Raw genomic sequence first — 22,285 nt, 5'->3', positions numbered from 1 at the left:
ATGGGAGATCCAGTTTCCGGCGAGATTATTTTTTATTGACGGATCAATCAATAAAAAATCGGTGTTGCGATCAACCGATCGTGTGGCTCTGGCCCATACATTCGACTGGAAAACGGTTCATTATTGAACAATATTCAGTAACTGGCCGCGACGGGACGTGCTAGGCTGCGCGGCAAATGGAGGCTGCCATGACCGCATGTATCGTCGGCTGGGCGCATTCGCGCTTCGGCAAGCTTGAAGGCGAAACGCTGGAGGGCCTCATCACCAAGGTCGCCGTGGACGCGCTCGACCACGCCGGCATCGGCCCGGACGATGTCGACGAGATCGTGCTTGGCCATTTCAACGCCGGCTTCTCGCCGCAGGATTTCACCGCGAGCCTGGTGCTGCAGGCTGACGATCGGCTGCGCTTCAAGCCGGCAACGCGCGTCGAGAACGCCTGCGCCACCGGTTCCGCTGCTGTCAGGCAAGGCATCCGCGCCATCGATGCCAACGCCGCCCGCATCGTGCTGGTGGTCGGCGCCGAGCAGATGACGACCACGCCGGGCCCGGAGATCGGCAAGAACCTGCTCAAGGCCTCCTATCTCCCCGAGGATGGCGACACGCCCGCCGGCTTCGCCGGCGTCTTCGGTAAGATCGCTCAGGCCTATTTCCAACGCTACGGCGACCAGTCGGACGCGCTCGCCATGATCGCCGCCAAGAACCACAAGAACGGCGTCGACAATCCCTATGCGCAGATGCGCAAGGATTTCGGCTTCGAATTCTGCCGCCAGGAAAGCGAGAAGAACCCGTTCGTCGCTGGCCCCTTGAAGCGTACCGACTGTTCGCTGGTCTCGGACGGCGCGGCGGCGCTGGTGCTCACCGACACCGCGACGGCGCTGAGGATGCGCCGCGCCGTGACCTTCCGCGCCAACGAGCATGTCCAGGATTTCCTACCGATGTCGAAGCGCGACATCCTTGCCTTCGAAGGCTGCGAGCGGGCCTGGGGGCAGGCGCTGAAGAAGGCTGGCGTCACCCTCGACGACCTCTCCTTCGTCGAGACGCATGACTGCTTCACCATCGCCGAGCTCATCGAATACGAATCGATGGGCTTGGCCAAGCCCGGCGAGGGTGCAAAGCTCGCGATGGAAGGCGTGACGGCCAAGGACGGTCGCCTTCCGGTCAATCCGTCCGGCGGCTTGAAGGCCAAGGGCCATCCGATCGGCGCCACCGGCGTTTCGATGCATGTACTGACAGCCATGCAGCTCACCGGCGAGGCCGGCGGCATCCAGGTGCCGGGTGCCAAGCTCGGCGGCATCTTCAACATGGGCGGCGCGGCGGTAGCCAATTACGTTTCCATCCTGGACCGGATCAGGTAGAAGCGGCCCGCATCAAAGCGCTTTGGGCGCGCGTGCGGGAGGCAACATGGCGAATCCGGTTCTGGTCGAGGTTCTGCGTGGCGCGGTGGTCGAAAGCGCCCATCGTGGCGCCGTCTCCGTTTTCGATGCCGACGGCAAGCCCGTCTGGGAGATCGGCGACACCACCCGTCCGGTGTTCCCTCGCTCGGCGGTGAAGGCGATCCAGGCGCTGCCGCTGGTCGAATCGGGTGCTGCCGACGCCTATGGCTTCGGCGACCGCGAGCTGGCGCTCGCTTGCGCCTCGCATTCGGGCGAACCGGCGCATATCGAACTGGCGCAAGCGATGCTTGCCAAGGCCGGCCTCGACAGGACGGCGCTCGAATGCGGCGCGCACTGGCCGTCGAGCCACGACGCCACGATCGCGCTCGCCCGCGCTGGCGGCGTGCCGAACCCTTTGCACAACAACTGCTCTGGCAAGCATTCCGGCTTCCTCTGCACCTGCGTCCACGCCGGCATCGCCCATGGCGGCTACGTCAAGGCCGGCCACGCGCTGCAGGAGATGGTGCGCGACGCGATGCAATCCGTCACCGGCGCCGCGCATGACGTCGACCATCGCGCCACCGACGGCTGCTCTATTCCCACCTATGCCGTGCCGTTGAAGAGTTTTGCGCTGGGCTTTGCCCGCATGGCGACGGGCAGGGGCTTCGCGCCCGAGCGTGCCAAGGCGGCGAAGCGCCTGCTCTCGGCCTGCATGGCCGAGCCGTTTCTGGTGGCCGGCACCGGCAAGGCCGACCTCGCGCTGATGCAGGCGGCTCCCGGCCGCATTTTCGTCAAGACCGGCGCCGAAGCCGTTTACTGCGCCGCTGTTCCCGAACTTGGCCTCGGCATCGCGTTGAAATGCGATGACGGTGCCGGCCGGGCCTCCGAAGTGATGATCGCCGCGGTGCTGGCAAAACTGCTGCACGGCGACGAAGCGCTCGTGGCAAGGCTCAACGAATACGCCTGTCCGCCGGTCGAAAGCCGCGTCGGCGTCAAGGTCGGCTCGCTGCGGCCGACGGCAGCGCTAAGCTAGCGCGGACAATGTGACATACCTGATGGCCGCCCCGGGTGGGCGAGTCGGAACAGTTATCCCTTCTGAGCCATCCTCAGCGACAGCACCAAAGTCATGGGATTTTTGGGGGAAGCCTGAAAGCCATAGCGCTCGTAAAATGCTTTGGCTTCTTCCGATAGGGCATGAACCAAGAGACCGCGAATGCCGAGAATGGCTGCAGCTTGACCGGTACGCAGCACCGCGTCCTGTAACAGGGCGACACCCAGACCCTTTCCTTGCCAGCTTACATCGACAGCCAAACGGCCAAGTACAGCCATGGGCACGGGATCGGGCATATTGCGTCGGATCGAACCGGGCGCATCCGCAAGGTCAAGTCCGCCTGATGAAAGGCAATAATAACCGACAACCCGCGCGCCTTCTGCAATCACATAGGTTCTGGACGCCCCGCTGACTTGATTGGCGCGCGCCCGCCGTCGAAGCCATTGATCCAGGCTGTCGGTCCCGCTTTGAAAAAGGTTGAGTTCGTGAATATCGGCAAGAAGGGCTGGTGCCGATAGCATCAGTCCTGCCAAGGCTTGGGCGCATTCATCAGGCGGGCAAATCCCTCGCCGCTCGGCGGCCGATCGAGGATATCGAGATAATGCTGATAGCTTTCGGCATCGACCTTGACGAGCGTCTGGTCGAGCAGCGTATCTTCGGCTGCACGGTAAGCGGCGTCGATCATGAAGTCAGAGCGGGTCTTCCCGCGTATCTTCGCGGCGCGGTCGATCAGGATGCGGACATCCTCACGGATGCGCAGATTGACGGGCTTGGCGTGGGTGTCCTGGTTTTTCGTGGCCATGGCAATGAATCCTTCCGTCATCAGTCTAGCATTTCCGCATACACAACGTATATCTAGATAAGGTGCCAATTTACGACTAAACAAGGAATTGGCATCCGCGACCGATTGCGCCGAATCCGTGATCGCTACAGACGCGGCCGCTGTCAAAATCCAGGCACATTGTCGTGGCTGTGGCCTAGCTGACCTTGTTGCGCTCGACAGTGAGATGCGCGTAGCCGCTCTCGCTTGACTTGGCGAGATCGCCGGTCACCGGATCGGCCCAGCGCTGGCCAACAATCGCGCCGTTCTGCGCGCCATCGATCACATTGTCCGAGATGACGGCGCTGCCGGAGCCCTCGACGACCGAGACGACGATGCCCGTACCCGCCTTGCGGATGACGTTTCCCGTCGCCACCACATTGCGCAGATAGGGCCCCCAGCCGAGCTGCATCCCGTAGAGCGGCGCGTTCTCGACCACGTTGCCGGAGACCGTGGTGTCGGCCTCGGCGCTGATGCCGACGCCGAAGCCCGGTGGGTCGGCGGTGTAGGGGCCGACTGTCGTCAGGTTGCGCACGATGTTGTTCGAGCACACGGCGATGCGACCGCCTTCGTTGAAGTTGACGATCGATATGCCATTTGCGGCGCCGTCGACCAGATTGTTGCTGAGGACCGCGCCCTCGAAGGAGAATTCCGAATAGATGCCGGTCTCGCCCGAGCGTGAGCAGGTGTTGCCGGTGATCTGCAGATTGCTTGAGCTGTTGGCGCGGATCGCCGAGAAGGCACAATCCGAGACGATGTTGCCCGAGATGATGACATTGCCGGCGCGGAAGGCGTTGATGCCGTTGCCGTTCTGGCCGGTGCCGCCGCTCCGCGCGCCGATGCGCTGCACCCGGTTGCCGCTGACGATTGTGCCGTCTTCCGCCTGTTGCCAGCGATGCACGAGTATGCCGCCATTGGCGCAGTCTGAGACCGTGTTGCCCGAAATCTCCAGCCCGTCGGCCTCGACCGAATAGATGCCGGCGTCCGCGGCGCCGGAAATATCGGAGCGGCCGATGCGGCCGACGACATGCTCCAGCGCCAGCCCGTTCTTGCCGCTGCCGGTGACCTGGCAATTGTCGATGGCGAGATGGGCGACGCGGCGCAGATCGAGCAGTCCTTGCGTATAGTCGGCGAGCCAGCGATTGCTGCCGTCGAGCATCAGTCCGCTGAGTTCGATATGCTCGGCCTGCTCGGCCATCATCAGATGGCCGTTGCCGCCGTAGACGATGCGGGTTGCGCCGGGCACGCCCGACAGCCGCACGCGCGCCGGCAGCTTCAGGTTGGAGACGAGATAGGTGCCGGGCGGCAGGAACACCGGCGCGTCGCGTTCGCTCGCGTCGGCGAGCATCTTGGCGAAGGTTTTGCTCTGGTCGTCCAGCGCGCCCGGCTGCACGCCGATCTCGATGGCGTTGATCGAGCCGCGCATCGCGGCCGTCTCGATGCCGGGCAGCATCTTCGCCGATGCCTTGCCGGAAAAGAGCCCGGCAACGGCGAGGCCGGCGGTCTGGGCAAGCAGCGTTCGTCTGTTCAACATCGGCACAGGTCCTGGCGTTTCGCCCGGTTCATCGCAGGAATCGTGCCAAGGCAGGTCCGCAGCCAAATCGCTTGTGCAGCAGCCTCACCAAGCCTAAGTTCATTGAATGAGCAGAGCTTTCACACGCGAAGAAGACAGCGAAAATGCCATCGCCGGCGTCGGCGAACGTCCGATCAGCCCGCATCGCAATCTGGTGACGGAGCGCGGTCTGGCGATGATCGAGGAGAACCTGGCCGAGTTGCGCGACCTGATGGCCAAGGCCGAAAGGCGTGGCGACCGCGAGCGCCTCGCTGTCGTGTCGCGCGACCTGCGCTACTGGACCGCCCGGCGCGAAAGCGCCGAGCTTTCCGTGCCGGAACCGGGTAGCGACGTTGTCCGCTTCGGCATGGGCGTCACGCTGGAAAACGATGACGGCAAAAAGGTGCATTGGCGCATCGTCGGTGAGGATGAAGCCAACCCGTCGAAAGGCACTATCTCCCATGTCTCGCCGATGGCCATGGCTCTCTTCGGCAAGAGGGTCGGCGAGGTCGTCGCCGTCAACGGCAAGGAATGGGAGATCGTCAAGCTCTCGGACAAGTCCGAGAACTAGTCTTCAAGCATGACGGTGTGGTCACGGAAGAATGCGGCGGCTCCGGCCTCATCGATTTCACCTGCGGCGACCATCATGACGAATTCGTAGATCGTGCCATTATCAGCTGTAAGACCGTAGCCGTTGATTAAAAGGAAAGCGCCGGAAGCAACCATCGCCGTACGCTTGTTCCCGTCGACAAAGGCATGGTTCCTGGCAATGCCGAAGATATAGGCCGCCGCCAGATCCTCGATCGATGGATCACCATAGTTGGCCTTGTTCTCGGCACGGGCAAGAGCGGACTCGAGAGCGTTCTCGTCCCTTAAACCCTGTGCGCCGCCGTGTCGGCGCAACTGCTCGGCATGCATCGCTTCGACGGCGCGACGCGACAGGAATTTCCAGCTCATTCGGCGAGCTTCTGGAGCGCGACCTTGTACTTGTCCATGATCTTGCGCGCGGCTTCCATCTGCTGCTCGAAACTGTCGTCTACGGGCTCAAGAGCAATGCCTTTGTCCGTTTCAACGATTTGGAACTGATCGCCTGCCTTCAGGTTCAGTCGGTCGAGAAGTTCCTTCGGCAAAATCACGCCTTCTGAATTGCCGATTTTGCGGATGGTGGTGTTCATGGTGCTGCATCCTCGTTGCAACGTTGATTATAACTTAAGTAGGTGTTGTTGCAACAGACATTATAACCCAACATAGCCCTATGTACCAGCCAACGTCCACGATCAACCGCGACACCTCATCCTCGTCATCCACGGGCGGAGCAGGAGCAAAGCTCCTGCGCAGACCCGAGGATCCATTCCGTGACGCTTGTGCGGATCAAAACGATGCAGAACTAGTCGCTAATATCCAGTCCAGCGACAAGGCTCGATAGCGTTCGGACGATTAGGCGACCATTCTGACGTGTCGCGTTCCTTCGCAGACGTCACGGAATGGATCCTCGGGTCTCCGCGACGGAGCTTCGCTCCTGCTCCGCCCGTGGATGACGAAGGGGAGGGGATGCTTCGGCCAATCGCGGACATTGGCCGCCTCTATTACCGAACCCTCACCCAGACGCCAGCAGCCGATCCATCAGCCGATCTGCAGCCTGCGGGATCACGGTGCCAGGCGGGAAGATTTCCGCGGCACCCGCCTTCAGCACCGCGTCATAGTCCTGCGGCGGGATGACACCGCCGGCGACGATCAGCATGTCGCCATGGCCGAGCTTCCTCAGCGCGTCCTTGAGCTCGGGGATCAGTGTCAGATGTCCGGCCGCAAGCGAGGAGGCGCCGATGATGTCGACGTCGTGTTGCATCGCCAGCTTTGCGATCTCGTCCGGCGTCTGGAACATCGGCCCGACGGTGACGTCGAAGCCGAGATCGGCAAAGGCGGAGGCTATCACCTTCTGGCCGCGATCGTGGCCATCCTGGCCCATCTTGGCGACCAGGATGCGCGGCTTGGCGCCGGTCTTCTTCTCGAACGCCTCGATCTTCTCCTTGAGCCGGTCGACCGCCGGATTGTCGCCGAGCGCCTCGCGATAGACGCCCGAGATGGTCTGGACGGTAGCCGCATGGCGGCCGAATACCTTCTCCAGCGCAAGCGAGATCTCGCCGACGGTGGCGTTGGCGCGCGCCGCGCGGATCGCGAATTCGAGCAGGTTCTCGCCACTCTCGGCGGCGCGGGTGAGGGCAGCCAGCGCGTTTTCCAGTGCCGCGACGTCGCGCGTGCCTTTCAGCCGCTGCAGCTTCGCCAATTGCCGGGCCTTCACCTCGGCATTGTCGATCTTCAGCACGTCGACCTCGATATCGGCTTCCGGGCGATGCGCGTTGACGCCGACCAGCACCTGCTCGCCGGAATCGATGCGCGCCTGCGTGCGCGCCGCCGCTTCCTCGATGCGCAGCTTCGGAATGCCTTTCTCGATCGCCGCCGCCATGCCGCCGAGGCTTTCGACCTCCTCGATATGGGCGAGTGCGCGCGCCGCCAGATCATGCGTCAGCCGCTCGACATAGGCCGAGCCGCCCCATGGATCGATCATGCGCGTGGTGCCGGATTCCTTTTGCAGGATGAGCTGCGTGTTGCGGGCGATCCGCGCCGAATGGTCGGTCGGCAGCGCCATCGCCTCGTCGAAGGAATTGGTGTGCAGCGACTGCGTATGCCCTTGCGTTGCCGCCATCGCCTCGATCATCGTGCGGGTGATGTTGTTGTAGGGGTCCTGTGCCGTCAGTGACCAGCCTGAGGTCTGGCAATGGGTGCGCAGCGATAGCGAGCGCTCGTCCTTCGGCGAAAAGTTCTTCTTCATCAGGCTCGACCAGAGCAGCCGCGCGGCCCGGAGCTTGGCGACCTCCATGAAGAAGTTCATGCCGATCGCCCAGAAGAAGGAGAGGCGCGGCGCGAAGCGGTCGATGTCGAGCCCGGCGGCGACGCCTGCGCGGGCATATTCGATGCCGTCGGCAATCGTGTAGGCGAGCTCGAGGTCGGCCGTCGCGCCGGCTTCCTGCATGTGGTAGCCGGAGATCGAGATCGAGTTGAACTTCGGCATGTTGCGCGAAGTGTAGGCGAAGATGTCCGACACGATCCGCATCGATGGCTTCGGCGGATAGATGTAGGTGTTGCGGACCATGAACTCCTTCAGAATGTCGTTCTGAATGGTCCCGGCGAGATCCTTCTCGGCAACGCCCTGCTCCTCCGCCGCCACGATGAAGAGCGCCATGATCGGCAGCACGGCGCCGTTCATCGTCATCGACACCGTCATCTCGTTGAGCGGGATGCCGTCGAAGAGCTGGCGCATGTCGAGGATGGAATCGATCGCCACGCCTGCCATGCCGACATCGCCGGCGACGCGCGGATGGTCGCTGTCATAGCCGCGGTGGGTGGCGAGGTCGAAGGCGACCGAAAGCCCCTTCTGGCCGGCGGCAAGATTGCGCCGGTAGAAGGCGTTGGATTCTTCGGCCGTCGAGAAGCCGGCATATTGCCGGATCGTCCAGGGTTGCTGGACATACATGGTCGGGTAGGGGCCGCGCACGAAGGGCGGCAGGCCGGGATAGGTGTCGAGGTTGGCGAGGCCCTGGAGGTCGCCCTGCGTGTAGAGATGCTTGACCGCGATGCCTTCCGGCGTCATCCGCTGGCCTTTGAGCTCCACCGGCGCGCGGCGCGGCGCCGACCAGGCGACCTGGCTGAAATCCGGGATCATGATCCGGCTCCGATCGATTGATCGATCCGCACCGGAAACAGCGGCTCGCACACGGCGACACCCTCGGTCAGCGCCGGGCGGCGTTCGGCCGGTAACGTCTCGACCGGACGTTCGCTGCCGACGCGAAACAAGGTGGTGCCGATGATGCCGCGTTCACCGGCCCGATAGGCGGCATTGCGCTTCGCGGCGGCCGTCTGCACACGGTTCTGGATATAGCCCTGCTGCAGACTGTTGAGCACGCCGCCCTCGGCCTCGATGCGCTGGAATTCCTGCCAGGCCGCCGCGCAAAGCTCGTCGGTCAGCGCCTCGACCGCGCCGGAGCCGCTGGCAGGATCGGCGACATGATGGAGGTGGCTTTCATGCGCCATGATCAGCTGCGCATTGCGGGCGACCCGCCGCGCGAATCCGGCCGGCAGCCCATACGCGATGGTGTGCGGCAGGATGGAGATGGAATCGGCGCCGCCGGTCGCCGCGGCGAAGGCGGCGATCGCGGTGCGCAGGATGTTGGTTTCCGGGTCGGCAATCGTCATCATGCGGTAGGAGGTCTCGGCGTGGACGTTTGCCGTCGAGGCCGGGATCGAGCAGGCCTCCTGGATGCGCGCCCAGAGCTTGCGCAACGCCCGCACCTTGGCCATCGACAGGAACTGGTCCTGGTCGACGCTGAGGGCAAAGCCGATATAGGGCGCGGCATACACCAACGGCTGGCGCGCCTTCTCGAACATCCTGAGATAGGACACGGCGGAAGCCATCATCGTGCCGAGTTCCTGCGCCTCGGTGGCGCCGGCATTGTGGAAGACCCGGCCGTCGGCTTCGAGCAGCGCGCCCGGCACACCCATCGAGAAGAAATGCGCCAGCGACTGCGGCATCGATTCCTGCAGCGCCTCGATCGAGGTGCGCAGCCGCCCGGTGCCGGCGAAGATCGCCGCCGGGTCGATGCCGAAGGAAAGGTTGAGCTTTGTCGGATCGGATCGGCGCCGGGTCAGGAAGGCGAGCAGCCAATCGGCCACGGCGCGACTCCACGGATGCGCGTCGATGCGCACTTGCACGCGGTTGAGCGGCACGCCGTCGAGCACTGTTTCCAGCGCTTCAGCCGTTCTGGGCAGGCCGTAGCCGAAGGCATTCGGCGCGCCCTCGAAAACCAGCGACAGGCCGGTCGCGCCCTGCGCGATGTCCTCGAGCGCCTGGGCACTGGCGCGGGCAATGTCCGGATCGTCGACGCGCTGGCTGACGATCCAGGGCGACGTCGGATTGGTGCGCACAAGCGGCTCGGCGCCGGTCGAGCGTTCGCTAAGCGGCTCGATGCGGATGCCGTCATCGGTATGCGAAACGAGCTTCTCCTCGAAGGAGCTGCCGGCAAGCGCCTTTTCCGCCAGCGCCAGCCAGCGCTTGGCGTCCGGGTTCGGAAGGTCGACATCCCTGGTCAAGGCGCCGGCGCCCATCGCATTCCTCGTCTCTTGCCGCATCAGCCACCAGTCTAAGGTTCTCGGCCGGATATCACAATGCGACATCCGTCGCGCTTGCCCCGGCAGCCGCTAACCGATTGCCAAACATGCTCAAAATCCGCAAGCTTCAAAAGATCGAATTCCGCCGACGGCGCCGTTTCAATGATTGGCATTGTCGCATGGCCACAGCGTTACTATACCTCCGATGAGGCCGGGCGTTTTTTGACGGAACAGATTGCGGAGACCGACATATGGCTGACGACACCAGCATCTTCATCGGCGCCAGCCGCAAGCCCGACGATTCCTACCAGCGTGCCGAGGAGCTGCTGCTGCGCTATGGCAACCGCCACGGGCTGATCACCGGCGCCACCGGCACCGGCAAGACGGTCAGCCTGCAGGTCCTGGCCGAGGGTTTTTCCAACGCCGGCGTGCCGGTCTTTTGCGCCGATATCAAGGGCGATCTGTCCGGCATCGCCATGATGGGCGAGGCCAAGGATTTCCTGGTCAAGCGCGCCGGAGAGGTGAAGCTCGATCCCTACCAGTTCCAGGAATTCCCGGTCATCTTCTGGGACCTGTTCGGCGAGCAGGGCCATCCCATCCGCGCCACCATCTCGGAAATGGGGCCGCTGCTCATGTCGCGGCTGATGAACCTCACGGAAGCGCAGGAAGGCGTCATGAACATCGCATTCCGCATCGCCGACGAGGAGGGGTTGTTGCTGCTCGACCTCAAGGACCTGCAGTCCCTGCTTGCCAACATCGCCGAGCGCGCCGACGAGCTCAGCGCCCGCTATGGCAATGTCACGAAACCGTCCGTCGGCGCCATCCAGCGCACGCTTCTGGTCCTGGAAAGCCAAGGCGCCGCGAACTTCTTCGGCGAGCCGGCGCTGCGCATTGCCGATCTCATGCGCACGACCCGCGACGGCCGCGGCGCGGTCAGCGTTCTGGCCGCCGACAAGCTGATGATGAACCCCAGGCTCTACGCCACCTTCCTGCTCTGGCTGATGTCGGAGCTGTTCGAGGAATTGCCGGAAGTCGGTGACCTCGAGCGGCCGAAGCTGGTCTTCTTCTTCGACGAGGCGCATCTGTTGTTCGAGGATGCGCCGAAGGTGCTGGTCGACCGCGTCGAGCAGGTGGTGCGGCTGATCCGCTCCAAGGGCGTCGGCGTCTATTTCGTCACCCAGAACCCGCTGGATATCCCGGAAAAGGTTCTGGCCCAGCTCGGCAACCGCGTCCAGCACTCGCTGCGCGCCTATACGCCGCGCGAGCAGCAGGCGGTGCGGACGGCGGCCGAGACCTTCCGGCCCAATCCCGATTTCGACTGCGCCACCGCGATCACCCAGCTCGCCACCGGCGAGGCGCTGGTCTCGATGCTGGAGGACAAGGGCGTCCCTGCCATGGTCCAGCGCACGCTGATCCGGCCGCCGTCCTCGCGGCTCGGACCGATCACGCCCGACGAGCGCCGCAAGATCATCGCCGAGAGCCCGGTCGCCGGCCAATACGACCAGGTGGTGGACCGCGAATCGGCCTTCGAGATCCTGCAGAAGAAGACCAAGGAGGCGCAGGACGCCGAGGCGCAGGCGCAGCAGCAGAACAGCGGCGGCTCGCGCTGGACCATTCCCGGCTTCGACGATGTTTTGGGAACAAGCGGCCGGCGGTCCTCCAACCGCCAGACGGTGGCCGAAGCCGCCATCAAGTCGGTGGTGCGTTCGGTAGGCTCCTCCGTCGGCCGCGCCATCGTGCGTGGAATACTTGGGAGCCTGGCGCGCGGGCGGTGAGAAGAGCGGTTATACTGGAGGGCTGAACCGCAGGGCAGCCTCCAGTTCCCAAGCTGCTCGGCCGACTTCAATGTTCATTTCGGAGATGGGCCACTCGCGCCCTGCGAGCGAGTTCAGCGCCTTTTCGCCCAGTTCCCGCGCGACGAAGTTGAGCGCTTCGCAAAAGACGGCATGGGCCGCGCCCGCTGCGCTACGTGAATCTAGCTACGTGAATCTATATGGGACTGCATCGCGTCGGAGGTTGGCTTTGTTACCTCACGACGATCAAATCTTACTCCACGACACTCAGGCTTCATCAGCAGCGTTTAAGTTTTCGCGAGGGAAGTTTTTTCCAGCGGAACCGCAATTTCATGAAATACCGACGGCTACAAATCATGCCTCTTGATATACCTGCATATACTTGCCGTCGGGGCGAGTTCGATGGTGCCAACCGTCCATGAGCGATCACGAAATTATCTTGCCCGGGGAACCGAAAGCACTCCTTCAGGTTGAGCCGGTACGACCGGAGGCTGAATATCGGGAGGCCGAACCGCGGCGCGCCGATGATCTGCCGGCTCGGTTTTTGGAAATCACCGCTGAGGGACATCCGTTGCTGAACGCGAAAGGCGGGCTGTCGGCCAAGCGTGCCCGTCAGGTACAGGAATTTCTGGGTCAGAATTTTTCGCGCAAGCTATCGCTGGCGGAGATGGCGGCGGTCTGTGGCCTCTCCCCCTACCATTTCGTCCGCGCTTTTTCCAAGACCTTCGGGGTGCCGCCGCACCAGTATGTCCTTGGTCTTCGCCTGGACTTTGCCGAAAAGCTGCTTGTCGACAGGCGCATGTCGATCACGGACATTGCCGATCTGAGCGGCTTCTCGAGCCAGAGCCACTTCACCACCATGATGAAGAAATATCGCAACGCGACCCCGCGGCAGGTACGAGCACGGCAGGGTCGATCGCAGGCCAACGAGTAAGGTGGCGCTAATTTACTGCAAGTTTATTTGCGTGTCGGCTTATAAAAGGCATACCTAAAGTAATTTTATATTAACCTCCCGAATATCTGCTGTATATTTTCAACTAAACAGCAATTTGTTGAAATACGAGATTCAGAAAACATGTCTTTCTCCAGCAAGTCCGGCTATTTCCGGATTCTGAGCTGGCTGAGGGGTACATGAGCGACGACACGGCCATCGGCCGCAGCCTTTCCGAGGAAATCGGCTACTGGCTGGAGTCGGCATCAAGGACACTCGAGAAACGCTATGGAAATGGCGTGCCCCTGGCCAAGCAGGACATTCTGCTGGCCCACTATCTCTACGGCCTCACTGCCGTGGTTCACGCGGGCGATGCGCCTGCTGCCCATCTGGCCGCCGTGCGGTCCTATCTCGGCCGGCTGATTCCGGCCGAGCGGGTCGCAGGAGCGCTTCAGGCCGTGCCGGAGGCGGACGACACCTGGCTTGAGAACACGCTCGATCGCGTCGAGGCGATCGGCGAAAAGCAGGGCCATGCGCTGCTCGCGCGCGGTGCCGATATCGTCATTCCATTTTCGAGCAGACACGCATCAGTGGCAGGGTCGGCGGAACCTGTCATCGAGCGCGACCCACCAAAGGAGGCACTCTCGCAATGAACTTCAGGCAAGGACACATCATCCGGCGCAGCTCGGACCGCTTCGCCGGAAACTGGATACCCGGCGCGGCCGACAGCCGCTCGCTCCGGCGCCGGCTGTTGGCGGCGCTTCGGATGTCGTCGCGCGTTCTTGGGATGCGTCGTAAAGATCGGAGTATCGGCGCGATTGGGGCTATTTTCGGCGCCTTGGGGCTGATTATTGCGCCTCAGGCATTTGGCCAAACTATTCCAGGCGGTAACTATACAGCGGGCGCTGGAACCGCGAGTGGTGCCAACGGCATCGCGATCGGTTGCACAGGATATACGGCCACCGTCGGGGCGCCGACAGGAGGCACGGCTATAGGCTGCCGATCAATTTCCAACGGGAACAATTCAGTTGCGTTGGGGACCGATGCGCAGGCCCAGGGCGTGAATGCCTCCGCGATCGGACCGGGAGCATCAGCGACCGGGGTGAATGCGTCTGCTCTTGGTTCTCTTACTAAAGCGACTGGTGATGGGTCGACCGCCGTCGGCTATAATTCCACTGCGAGCGGACAAGGATCCCTTGCGAACGGCTTTATCGCTAGCGCAGGCGCCCAGAATGCCATCGCTGTCGGCTCCCAGGCGAGCGCGTCCGCGTTGAACTCCATCTATCTTGGCGCGCGCACTTTCGGAACAGGCGCCAGTGCGCAGAGTGCTATCGGCATCGGCACTGATGTCACGGCATCTCAGGTCGACGCCATTGCGATAGGACGCCAGTCCGTCGCCAGCGGCGCCGGGGCCTTTGCTGGGGGCCTAAACGCCAACGCCACTGCCATCAATGCGGTCGCCTTGGGCGCTAACGCGTCCGCGAACCAGGCAAACACTCTGGCTTTAGGCGAGAGCTCCACTGCCAGTGGCGTCAACAGCACCTCTATAGGCGGCGGCTCGGTCTCTAGCGGAACTCAGGCGATCGCTTTGGGCATCAACGCAAACGCAGGAGCCGCCAACGCAACGGCGATCGGAACGGCGGCCCAGGCCTCCGCCACCTATGCTTTCGCTGCCGGCTATCAGGCCAACGCGGCCGGTCCCGCAGCGGTCGCTCTCGGCAATTTGGCTCGCGCGACGGGGAATACTGCACTCGCGCTCGGCGGGCAGGCGCTGGCCAGCGGCGACGGCACGGTTGCCGTCGGACAGGGCGCCGGCGCTGGCTCAACCACCGCCAATACGAATTCCCTTGCGGTGGGTATCGCCGCCGGCACGCTCGTGAGCGGCGCCCAGAACAGCGCGATCGGCGGCGGCATCGCCAGCGTAATGCGGGGCGCCGGCTCCGGCGTCACCGGAGCGCGCAATGTCGCGTTCGGAACCGGCGACGGCTCCGTGGCCTATGACGCCACGCTCAAGGCGTCCGCAGGCAGCTTGGTGACGGGTAACGACAATATCGCGATCGGCACCAATGCCGGCATAGGCATAAGCAGCAACAATACGATTTCTGTAGGTCTCAACGCCAAGGCCGATTCCGCCGAGGCGGTCGCCATGGGCACCAATGCGGTGGCGACTGGCGGCAAGGCCGTCTCCATCGGCTCCGGCAACACGGCCTATGGCGACGGCGCGGTCTCGATCGGCGATCCGAGCTATGCCAGCGGCACCGGCGCCTTCACCGGCGGCGCCAACAACATCGCCAACAGCGACGGCACGGCCAGCGCCACCGCCGCCAACCAGGCGGCCGGCGCGGTCGCGATCGGCAACAACAACAAGGCGATCGGACAGGGCTCCGTGGCGCTCGGCAACGGCTCCACCGCGGGTGCAGCCGGCCTCGCCGGCAATGTCGCGCTGGGCGACGGCGCCGCCGCGACCGCAAGCTCCGGCGATGTCGCGCTGGGCTCGGGCTCGGTGACCGCTGTAGCGGTCGGCACGCCGAGTGCGGTGATCAACGGCACCACCTATGCCTTCCAGGGCACCACTCCGACCTCGACGGTCAGCATCGGCGCGCCCGGCGCGGAACGCACCCTCACCAATCTCGCGGCGGGGCGCATCAGCGGGTCCTCGACCGACGCGGTCAACGGCTCGCAGCTCTTCGCGACCAATCAGGCCGTCGACAGTCTCGCCAGCACGGTCACCAACATCAACACCGGCGGCGGCATCAAGTATTTCCATGCCAATTCGACGCTCGCCGATTCCCAGGCGCTGGGGGCGGATTCGGTGGCGATCGGCCCGAATGCCGTGGCGAACAATGCCGGCGACGTCGCGATCGGCCTGAACGCCGTGTCCGGCACCACGACCGCGGTCGGCAGCACGGTCATCGGAGGCACCACCTATACCTTTGCGGGTACGACGCCGGCCGGCGCCTTCTCGGTCGGCTCGGTCGGCGCTGAGCGCCAGATCCAGAACGTGGCGGCCGGGCAGTTGAACGGCTCGTCGACCGATGCCGTCAACGGCTCGCAGCTCTTCGCCACCAATCAGCAGGTGACGCAGAACACGACCGACATCGCCGCCAACACCGCCGACATCACCACGCTCGGCAATACGATCAACAATTTTGCCGGCGACACCTCGACCGCCTACACCGACGCCAATGGCGACGGCATCCGCTACGTGCGTACGAACGACACCACGCTGCCGGTCACCGACGCCTTCGCGCAAGGGGTGGGCTCTTCCGCGCTCGGCTACCAGGCGACGGCTTCCGCCGGCGATTCGCTGGCGCTCGGCCGAGGCACCCAGGCCACTATCCTCGGCGGAGTTGCGCTCGGCGCCGGTTCGGTCTCGGATCGTGCGGTGGCGCCCGTATCGGGATCGATTCTCTCCGGCACAGGCCTCATTCCCTACAACACCACGGACCTAACGCTCCTCGGCGCCGTGTCGGTGGGTAACTCGACATCCTATCGCCAGATCACCAACGTGGCCGACGGCACGCTGGACCAGGACGCCGTCACGCTTCGCCAGTTGAAGGGCGCGCTGAGCTCCTTCGCGGTGACGGGCACCATGTATTTCCACGCCAATTCGACGGCCTCGGACTCGCTGGCGGTCGGCACCGATTCGGTTGCGATCGGCCCGCGCACCACCGTCAACGGCGACAACGGCATCGGCATGGGCAATGGCGCGATCGTCCAGCAGACGGCGCCGGGCGGCATCGCGATCGGCCAGAACTCCACCGTCAACCAGGCCGACAGTGTCGCGCTCGGCACCAACGCCACCACCAACGGCGCCCAGGCCGTAGCCCTCGGCGCCGGCGCCACGGCCAACGAGCCGGGCAGCGTCGCGCTCGGCGCGGGCTCGACGACGGCGGCCGCGGTCGCCACCACCGGCACGACGATCAACGGCGTCGCCTACACCTTCGCCGGAACCACACCGACCAGCACAGTGAGCGTCGGTAGCGTCGGCAACGAGCGCACCGTCACCAACGTGGCCGCTGGCCGGATCAGCGCCTCCTCCACCGACGCCATCAACGGCAGCCAGCTCTATGCGACCAACCAGGCTGTCGAAGCCGTGCAGGGAAGCGTCGGCAATCTGACCGAGTTCTCCGTCCAATACGACAAGAACCCGGACGGCACCAAGTCGAACTCGCTGACGCTCGTCGGCGGCGACGTGAATGCGCCCGTCGTCATCCACAATGTCGGCGCCGGCACAGCCGACACCGATGCGGTCAACGTCAAGCAGCTCACCGACCAGCTGGCGCTCAACCTGACGGACTCCAAGACCTACACCAACCAGGTGGCGGCCACGACGCTCCAGCAGGCCAATGCCTATACCGACTCCAAGCTCAGCCAGCTCAATATGGACATGGGTGAGGCTCGAGGCGAAGCGCGCCAGGCGGCCGCGATCGGCCTGGCGGCCGCTTCGCTGCGCTATGACGATCGTCCAGGCAAGCTGAGCGTGGCGGCAGGCGGCGGCTACTGGCGCGGCGAGGGAGCCGTCGCCTTCGGCGCCGGCTACACTAGCGAGGACGGGCGCGCCCGGGCCAATGTGTCCGGCACGACGGCGGGCGGCCACTGGGGTGTCGGCGCGGGCGTCAGCTTTACCATCAACTAGAGCATGATCCCGGAAAGTGTGTAGCGGTTTGCGGAAAGATCATGCGCAAACAAGAAGTCCGTTCATGACCAGGTACGCGGTCTCTGCCATCGCGATGTCCTTGACCTGCCTGCTCCTGTCCGGCCCACGCGCGGCCGGGCAGGAGGCGGTCCCGTCTGCCTATCGGATAAAGCCTTCGGAAGTCGCGGTGCCCGCGAACGTAAAGCTTGGCCAATATCAGCGGACCACGCGTCCGTTCGAGAACTGGACGCTGATCTGCGACGAGAACCTGCAGGCCAGGAAGAAAGTGTGCAACATCAGCCAGTCCTTCATCGACCAGAGCCAGGCGCTGGTCTTCAGCTGGTCGCTTGCGGCCGACGAGAAGGGCAAGCCTTTCTTGATATTGCGGACCCCCAGCCAAGCCGGCACGGGAAGCAAGCTCTCGCTTGGAATTGCCGGCCGCAAGCAGCCGGTCGAAGTTCAACTACAGGCCTGCGATGCGTCGGTCTGCGTCGGCTATCTCCCGGTGGGTCCCGTGCTTCGCGGCGAGATCGGCAAGGAGACCACCGTCCAGGTTACCTATTCCCTGCCGTCGGGGGCGGCGGTCAGCCTCGACGCCCCTTTGAAGGGGCTCAAGACCGCGCTGTCGGCCATCAAATAGAAAGACTTGCAAATGACACGCCAATCCATCGAGGAAAGAATTCTGATGCGACCCCAGCCGGCAGCTCCGCATGACCCGTCGGCCAGCCCGCCGCCGAGGCGCTCGTCGGTCTGGCGGCTGCTGCGAAACACCGCGCTGCTCGGCGCGTTCGCTGTCCTCGTCGCGGCGGCGGTCATCCTGTCGGTCCGTTTCTTCCCCGCGCTAGGCACGCTCGTCACGGGCACGGCCTCGGCGCAAGCGCAGGCTCCCGCCGCCCAAGGCAAGCCCATGGAAGCCAAGCCCGCGGAGACCAAGCCCGCGCCGGCGGATGCCTCTGCGAACAAGAATCCGTTTCAGGCGCATGTGACCCAGGCGGGCGTCCACACCTGCGCCAACATTTTCGCCACGCTTGGCCAGGCTCTCACCGCTGGATCTACCTATGCGGTCCAAACGCAATGGGACAAATCCTCGCCGGATACCCATGCTCTGCAGGCGGTCGCCGGCATGAGCTACGACCTGCCTGACTACAAGACGCAAGCCGCCGGCGTCGTCTTTGCCTCGCCTGTCGGCCAGACCTGCGAAGGCGGCTTCGTGCGGATCGCCCCGTTCCAGAAATCCTGCCAGGAAGTCGCGCAAACCCTGCCGAAGGGCAGCGTTGCGACGGACAATCTTTCGAACACGGTGCTTTTCAACCTGGCCAACGATGGTGGCCAGGCCCTGCTGGTCCCGACCGGAAATACCTGCATCGTCGTCTCCGTGGCACGCATGGGCGGCTAGCGGCCGGCAGTGCGCTGGACTCATGAATGGTTAGAAGCTGGAGCACGAAAATGCTGGTCAATCCCCGTCTCTCATTCCCGCTGCTTGCGACTTTGATCGGACTTACGATCGCCGGCCATGCCGCCGACCTGGTGGCGCCGGAACCGGCGCAGACGGGCGAGGAAAAGGGCATATGGGGGGCGATCGCCTATTCGCCGGGCGACGGCCGGCACGGCTTCTTTTGGGGTGCCGACAAGCGCGAGGAGGCGCAGGACATCGCGCTCAAGCATTGCGAGAATGCAGACGGCGCCGGCTGCCGGGTCGTCGAGGTGTTCCGCAACCATCGCCACTGGGACGATGACGACGGCACCGGCTTTCCCTACGAGCACTGTGCGGCCCTCTCCGTCGGCAAGAGCCGCGGCGCGGCAACCCCGTTCTGGGGCGCCGCCTCGGCCACGACCCGCCGCGAGGCCGAGGACAAGGCCACGGCGCAGTGCGGAGGCGAGAAGAAGGAGTGCAAGATCCGCGAGTGGGTCTGCACCTGACGCGGGAGCAATTCCAGGAAAAGTGTGAAACGGTCGGGCTCGGCGACTTCGCCGCAGCCTTCCGTCCGGAATTGCGTCAAAAAAAGAGATAGAGCGGTTCGCCGTTTCCGTGAAACGGTGAAATGCTCTGGACAACTGCCGGTCGCATGGCTCGGCTGGATATTGGCGTCTCCGGCGCAAGCGCATCGCCGCCTATCGCGAGTTCATCGCCGATGTGCGCACCCGGCGGCTACCCGAGCCGCGGCACTTCGTCTCAATCGCCGACGAGGAGCTTTGCGCTTTCAGGGCCGCGCTGGGCCTCTAAAGGCAACGGTTGTCGCCCATGAGTCTGGGACTGCCGCGCCTGATCCGCGCTCCAGGCGCTGATTGCCTGGACGGCACCCAGCCACAGCAAAGGCACGATTTCGATGACCACCCGATGCTCCACCAGACGCCCGAAAAGCACGGTGGATACGAGAAACGGTATGCCGAACCACAGCAGTGTCCGTTTCAGCACCGGGTCGAGGTAGCGGTGCAGCAGCAGGACGGGCAGGTAAAGGCCGGCGCCGAAGCGGGCGAGATAGGTCAACAGATAGAGGGGATTGGTGAACAGCCAGAGATTGTCCGTCAGATGGATCTCGTAGTTGGTCCCCGGGATGCTGGCATAGGGATTGGGCAGCCCCGGGAACAACCATCTGATGGCAGCCTGGATCACGACGAAAATGATCACCTGCGCCGCCAGCGCCGTCGCAATCGTGCGGCGGTCGAGCATCCCCCAGCACACCGCAAGGAAGGCCGGCAGCAAGAACATTGTGGTCTCGCGGTTCACGGTGGCGAGCGCGAACAGACCGAGATAGGTCGTCAACCAGCCCGTTCCGGGTGTCTGGACGAAGCGTGCGAGACAGAGCACGAGCGCCAGCGTGAAGACAGCCGCCGGCAGGTCGTAGACATAGCGGAAGAACGGCACCGTCTGCCATTTCCCCAATTCGAGAACGCCGCTGTCGAACCCCAATACCGAGTGGACCTCCAGGTCGGGCACGATCAGATGCAGCGCGACCGGAACCGTGATCGTCAGCGCCAGAATCCCGCTGACGAGGTCCGATGTCTCGATGCGGAACACCCGAAGCGCTTTACGCGCCACGACGACCAGCAGCATCCAGGCGGCGACTTCGGCCGCGGCGAACAGGAGGTCGACGTCGAACCAGGGCGTGACGCGCATGATAGCGTGGACGATGAGCGGCAGCAGCACCCGGCCTTGAAATGGCGCCGCCGCGATGAAGTCGGCCATTAGAGCCGGACTGGCGATCCACCAGACGGTCGTGGAAGCATAGTGGAACGTGGTGAGCAGGACCGCGTAGCACAGCAACGCCACGAACCACGCCAGCCGCATGACGCGGGTACTGGTGCCCATCGATGCATTTGTTGAGACTGCCGGGACCACGGGCACCTCCGGGGTTTTGTCGATTGTTCGGCCCGCCACAGAAATCAGCCCGATTTTCACCAACCCCTATCGGGAGGGTGGGTTCAATCACTCATCTGGACCAAGAGTCGCATTCTGTGAGGGAGAACCGGCCCATGTCTGCCTGTGGAAAAAATATCATAAGATAATCAATAGGTTAATTACATGATCGCTCGGAATTCAGGTTCGCGGCGCATTCATGCGGCGCTGTCGCAATTCCGCCATCTGATCACAATACGTAACAGTCCGACTTGGGTTGTGACTAACAAAGGGGCGTTGCGTGGGGCGGGTTTTTTGGCTCGTTTTCTTGAATCTGTCGTGTCTGGGCATTTTATCAAATCTTCCTCCAACTGACCCGCGTGGCTCCACGCTAGCGGCGGCTGCCGCGCCGATTCAGCCGCCGGCTACGTCGCCGGAAGAGGCCGCGAAAGCTCCCGCTGCAGTCGGTTCGGCCAAAGAGGACGTCATGCCTTTGCGCGTGCTCGGCACCGAGATCATGAATCAGGTCACCGGCAAGAATTCCCGGAACGACACGGCTGCGCGATGGGGCGTCTACGGGACCGACCTTGGTCACATGTTCTGGCATCGCGACCGGCTCTACATGGTCTTTGGCGATACTTTCGGGGCAGGTGGTTTTGGCGGCAGCAATTGGCGCAGCAACGTCATGGCCCGCATTGCCGACCCGGATCCGCGCCACGGCTTTCCGTTCGAATCCATGGTCACCGGGCCGGACGGCGCGGCCAAGGAGCTGATCCGCTCTCGCAAGATCGAAGGCGACGAGAAGACCGTCATCCCGACCCAGGGTATCTCCCTTGGCGGGCGCATCTATCTCCACTACATGTCAGTCAGACATTGGGGCTTGATAGGCGGCAACTGGACGGTCGGCCATTCGGGCCTCGCCTATTCCGATGACGACGGACAGACATGGGCGAAGCCGGCCGGGGCGACATGGCGCGAGGCCTGCGGTTTCGAGCAGGTTGCCTTCGTCATGGCGGACGGCTTTCTCTACAGCTTCGGCATACCTGAAGGGCGCTTCGGCGGGGTGCGGCTGCGCCGGGTTGCGCGTGAGCGCATCCTGACGCCCGATGCCTATGAGTACTGGGATGGCACGAAGTGGGATGCCGATGCCAAATCCGCGGCCCTGGTCGTGCCCGCGCCGGTGGGTGAGCTCTCCGTGGCGTGGAGCGAGCCCCATCACCGTTGGCTGATGATGTATCTCGATGAAAACCGGCGAGCGGTGGTGCTGCGCACCGCCCCCGTGCTGACTGGCCCCTGGAGCGACGCCCAGGCGGTGGTGACCGCGGATCAATATCCGGGTCTCTACGCGCCCTACATCGTGCCGGGAACCGAGATCGATGGCGATCTCTACTACACGATGTCCCAGTGGGGCCCTTATAATGTCTTCCTGATGCATACGAGGCTCGAGCCGGCCGCCCCGGCGGTCGTCTCCGCCGACGATCCGGTCGCGCCGCATGGCGCCGCGGTGACACCGGTCAGCTCGAAATGATCGGCTGGCTCCTCCCAGGTGGATCAGCCGGCAGGTCCGCCTGGGCTGGCGCCTCTTCTTAGGCATAGCTGCGAGTGGATCTGTCCGGTTCACGAATG

19 protein-coding genes are annotated in these 22,285 nt (G+C 63.9%); 11 read left to right on the top strand and 8 right to left on the bottom strand.

All coding sequences use genetic code 11. The features are described from left to right. Positions 1 to 188 precede the first annotated feature (188 nt). Complete coding sequence (locus tag P9236_RS03130) at positions 189 to 1,355, top strand: acetyl-CoA acetyltransferase (protein ID WP_278073139.1); 1,167 nt, start codon at positions 189 to 191, stop codon at positions 1,353 to 1,355. A 46-nt stretch (positions 1,356 to 1,401) separates the two neighbouring features. Next, entirely contained in the window at positions 1,402 to 2,406 is a 1,005-nt protein-coding gene (locus P9236_RS03125) for an asparaginase (protein ID WP_278073138.1), read from the top strand. A gap of 53 nt (positions 2,407 to 2,459) precedes the next feature. Here the strand turns inward: P9236_RS03125 and P9236_RS03120 are convergent, their stop codons facing one another. The 3 genes from P9236_RS03120 to P9236_RS03110 form a co-directional block, all read right to left on the bottom strand. Then, complete coding sequence (locus P9236_RS03120) at positions 2,460 to 2,945, bottom strand: GNAT family N-acetyltransferase (RefSeq protein ID WP_278073528.1); 486 nt, start codon at positions 2,943 to 2,945, stop codon at positions 2,460 to 2,462. Beyond that, entirely contained in the window at positions 2,945 to 3,226 is a 282-nt protein-coding gene (locus tag P9236_RS03115) for a DUF1778 domain-containing protein (protein ID WP_278073137.1), read from the bottom strand. Before P9236_RS03115 ends, P9236_RS03120 begins: the two co-directional genes overlap by 1 nt. Positions 3,227 to 3,401: 175 nt before the next feature. Continuing rightward, a complete protein-coding gene (locus P9236_RS03110) occupies positions 3,402 to 4,778 on the bottom strand; it encodes a TIGR03808 family TAT-translocated repetitive protein (RefSeq protein WP_278073136.1) in 1,377 nt (458 codons plus the stop codon). Positions 4,779 to 4,884: 106 nt separating this feature from the next. Here P9236_RS03110 and greA point away from each other — a divergent pair, with 106 nt between their 5' ends. Beyond that, positions 4,885 to 5,367, top strand: a complete 483-nt coding sequence (greA, locus tag P9236_RS03105) for a transcription elongation factor GreA (RefSeq protein ID WP_278073135.1) — start codon at positions 4,885 to 4,887, stop codon at positions 5,365 to 5,367. Here the strand turns inward: greA and P9236_RS03100 are convergent. The 4 genes from P9236_RS03100 to P9236_RS03085 form a co-directional block, all read right to left on the bottom strand. Beyond that, the gene (locus P9236_RS03100) at positions 5,364 to 5,753 is read right to left on the bottom strand and encodes a type II toxin-antitoxin system death-on-curing family toxin (RefSeq protein WP_278073134.1); all 390 of its coding nucleotides are present in this window, start codon (positions 5,751 to 5,753) and stop codon (positions 5,364 to 5,366) included. The two genes, greA and P9236_RS03100, sit on opposite strands and share 4 nt — an antisense overlap. After that, entirely contained in the window at positions 5,750 to 5,971 is a 222-nt protein-coding gene (locus P9236_RS03095) for an AbrB/MazE/SpoVT family DNA-binding domain-containing protein (protein WP_278073133.1), read from the bottom strand. The genes P9236_RS03100 and P9236_RS03095 overlap by 4 nt, the downstream gene beginning before the upstream one ends. Before the next feature lie 422 nt (positions 5,972 to 6,393). Continuing rightward, positions 6,394 to 8,517 carry a methylmalonyl-CoA mutase gene (gene scpA, locus P9236_RS03090; RefSeq protein WP_278073132.1) on the bottom strand — a complete coding sequence of 708 codons (2,124 nt, stop codon included), beginning with the start codon at positions 8,515 to 8,517 and terminating at the stop codon, positions 6,394 to 6,396. Beyond that, positions 8,514 to 9,956 (bottom strand): methylmalonyl-CoA mutase subunit beta, encoded by a 1,443-nt coding sequence (locus P9236_RS03085; protein ID WP_278073131.1) that lies wholly within the window; start codon positions 9,954 to 9,956, stop codon positions 8,514 to 8,516. Before P9236_RS03085 ends, scpA begins: the two co-directional genes overlap by 4 nt. 254 nt (positions 9,957 to 10,210) lie before the next feature. On the opposite strand from P9236_RS03085, the gene P9236_RS03080 reads away from it, so the two are divergent. The 7 genes from P9236_RS03080 (at position 10,211) to P9236_RS03050 (ending at position 19,242) form a co-directional block, all read left to right on the top strand. After that, positions 10,211 to 11,734: a helicase HerA-like C-terminal domain-containing protein gene (locus tag P9236_RS03080; protein ID WP_278073130.1), complete on the top strand. Its 1,524-nt coding sequence runs from the start codon at positions 10,211 to 10,213 to the stop codon at positions 11,732 to 11,734. Positions 11,735 to 12,170: 436 nt separating this feature from the next. Continuing rightward, positions 12,171 to 12,686: an AraC family transcriptional regulator gene (locus P9236_RS03075; RefSeq protein ID WP_278073129.1), complete on the top strand. Its 516-nt coding sequence runs from the start codon at positions 12,171 to 12,173 to the stop codon at positions 12,684 to 12,686. A 197-nt stretch (positions 12,687 to 12,883) separates the two neighbouring features. Next, positions 12,884 to 13,336 (top strand): hypothetical protein, encoded by a 453-nt coding sequence (locus tag P9236_RS03070; RefSeq protein ID WP_278073128.1) that lies wholly within the window; start codon positions 12,884 to 12,886, stop codon positions 13,334 to 13,336. Continuing rightward, positions 13,333 to 17,322, top strand: a complete 3,990-nt coding sequence (locus P9236_RS03065; RefSeq protein ID WP_278073127.1) for a YadA-like family protein — start codon at positions 13,333 to 13,335, stop codon at positions 17,320 to 17,322. Before P9236_RS03070 ends, P9236_RS03065 begins: the two co-directional genes overlap by 4 nt. A gap of 64 nt (positions 17,323 to 17,386) precedes the next feature. Continuing rightward, complete coding sequence (locus P9236_RS03060; protein WP_278073126.1) at positions 17,387 to 17,962, top strand: invasion associated locus B family protein; 576 nt, start codon at positions 17,387 to 17,389, stop codon at positions 17,960 to 17,962. A 45-nt stretch (positions 17,963 to 18,007) separates the two neighbouring features. Continuing rightward, on the top strand, positions 18,008 to 18,718 hold the full coding sequence (locus P9236_RS03055) for a hypothetical protein (RefSeq protein WP_278073125.1): 711 nt from the start codon (positions 18,008 to 18,010) through the stop codon (positions 18,716 to 18,718). Between the two features lie 50 nt (positions 18,719 to 18,768). Beyond that, on the top strand, positions 18,769 to 19,242 hold the full coding sequence (locus P9236_RS03050) for a DUF4189 domain-containing protein (RefSeq protein WP_278073124.1): 474 nt from the start codon (positions 18,769 to 18,771) through the stop codon (positions 19,240 to 19,242). 253 nt (positions 19,243 to 19,495) lie between these two features. Here P9236_RS03050 and P9236_RS03045 read toward each other — a convergent pair whose 3' ends face one another. Continuing rightward, positions 19,496 to 20,722 (bottom strand): hypothetical protein, encoded by a 1,227-nt coding sequence (locus P9236_RS03045; protein ID WP_278073123.1) that lies wholly within the window; start codon positions 20,720 to 20,722, stop codon positions 19,496 to 19,498. A gap of 424 nt (positions 20,723 to 21,146) precedes the next feature. Between P9236_RS03045 and P9236_RS03040 the strand changes: the two genes are divergently transcribed. After that, positions 21,147 to 22,187, top strand: a complete 1,041-nt coding sequence (locus P9236_RS03040; RefSeq protein WP_278073122.1) for a DUF4185 domain-containing protein — start codon at positions 21,147 to 21,149, stop codon at positions 22,185 to 22,187. The last annotated feature ends 98 nt before the right edge of the window (positions 22,188 to 22,285 follow it).

Source organism: Mesorhizobium sp. WSM4884 (genome assembly GCF_029625675.1).
GTDB lineage: Bacteria > Pseudomonadota > Alphaproteobacteria > Rhizobiales > Rhizobiaceae > Mesorhizobium.
This window is presented reverse-complemented; position numbering and strand designations above follow the sequence as displayed.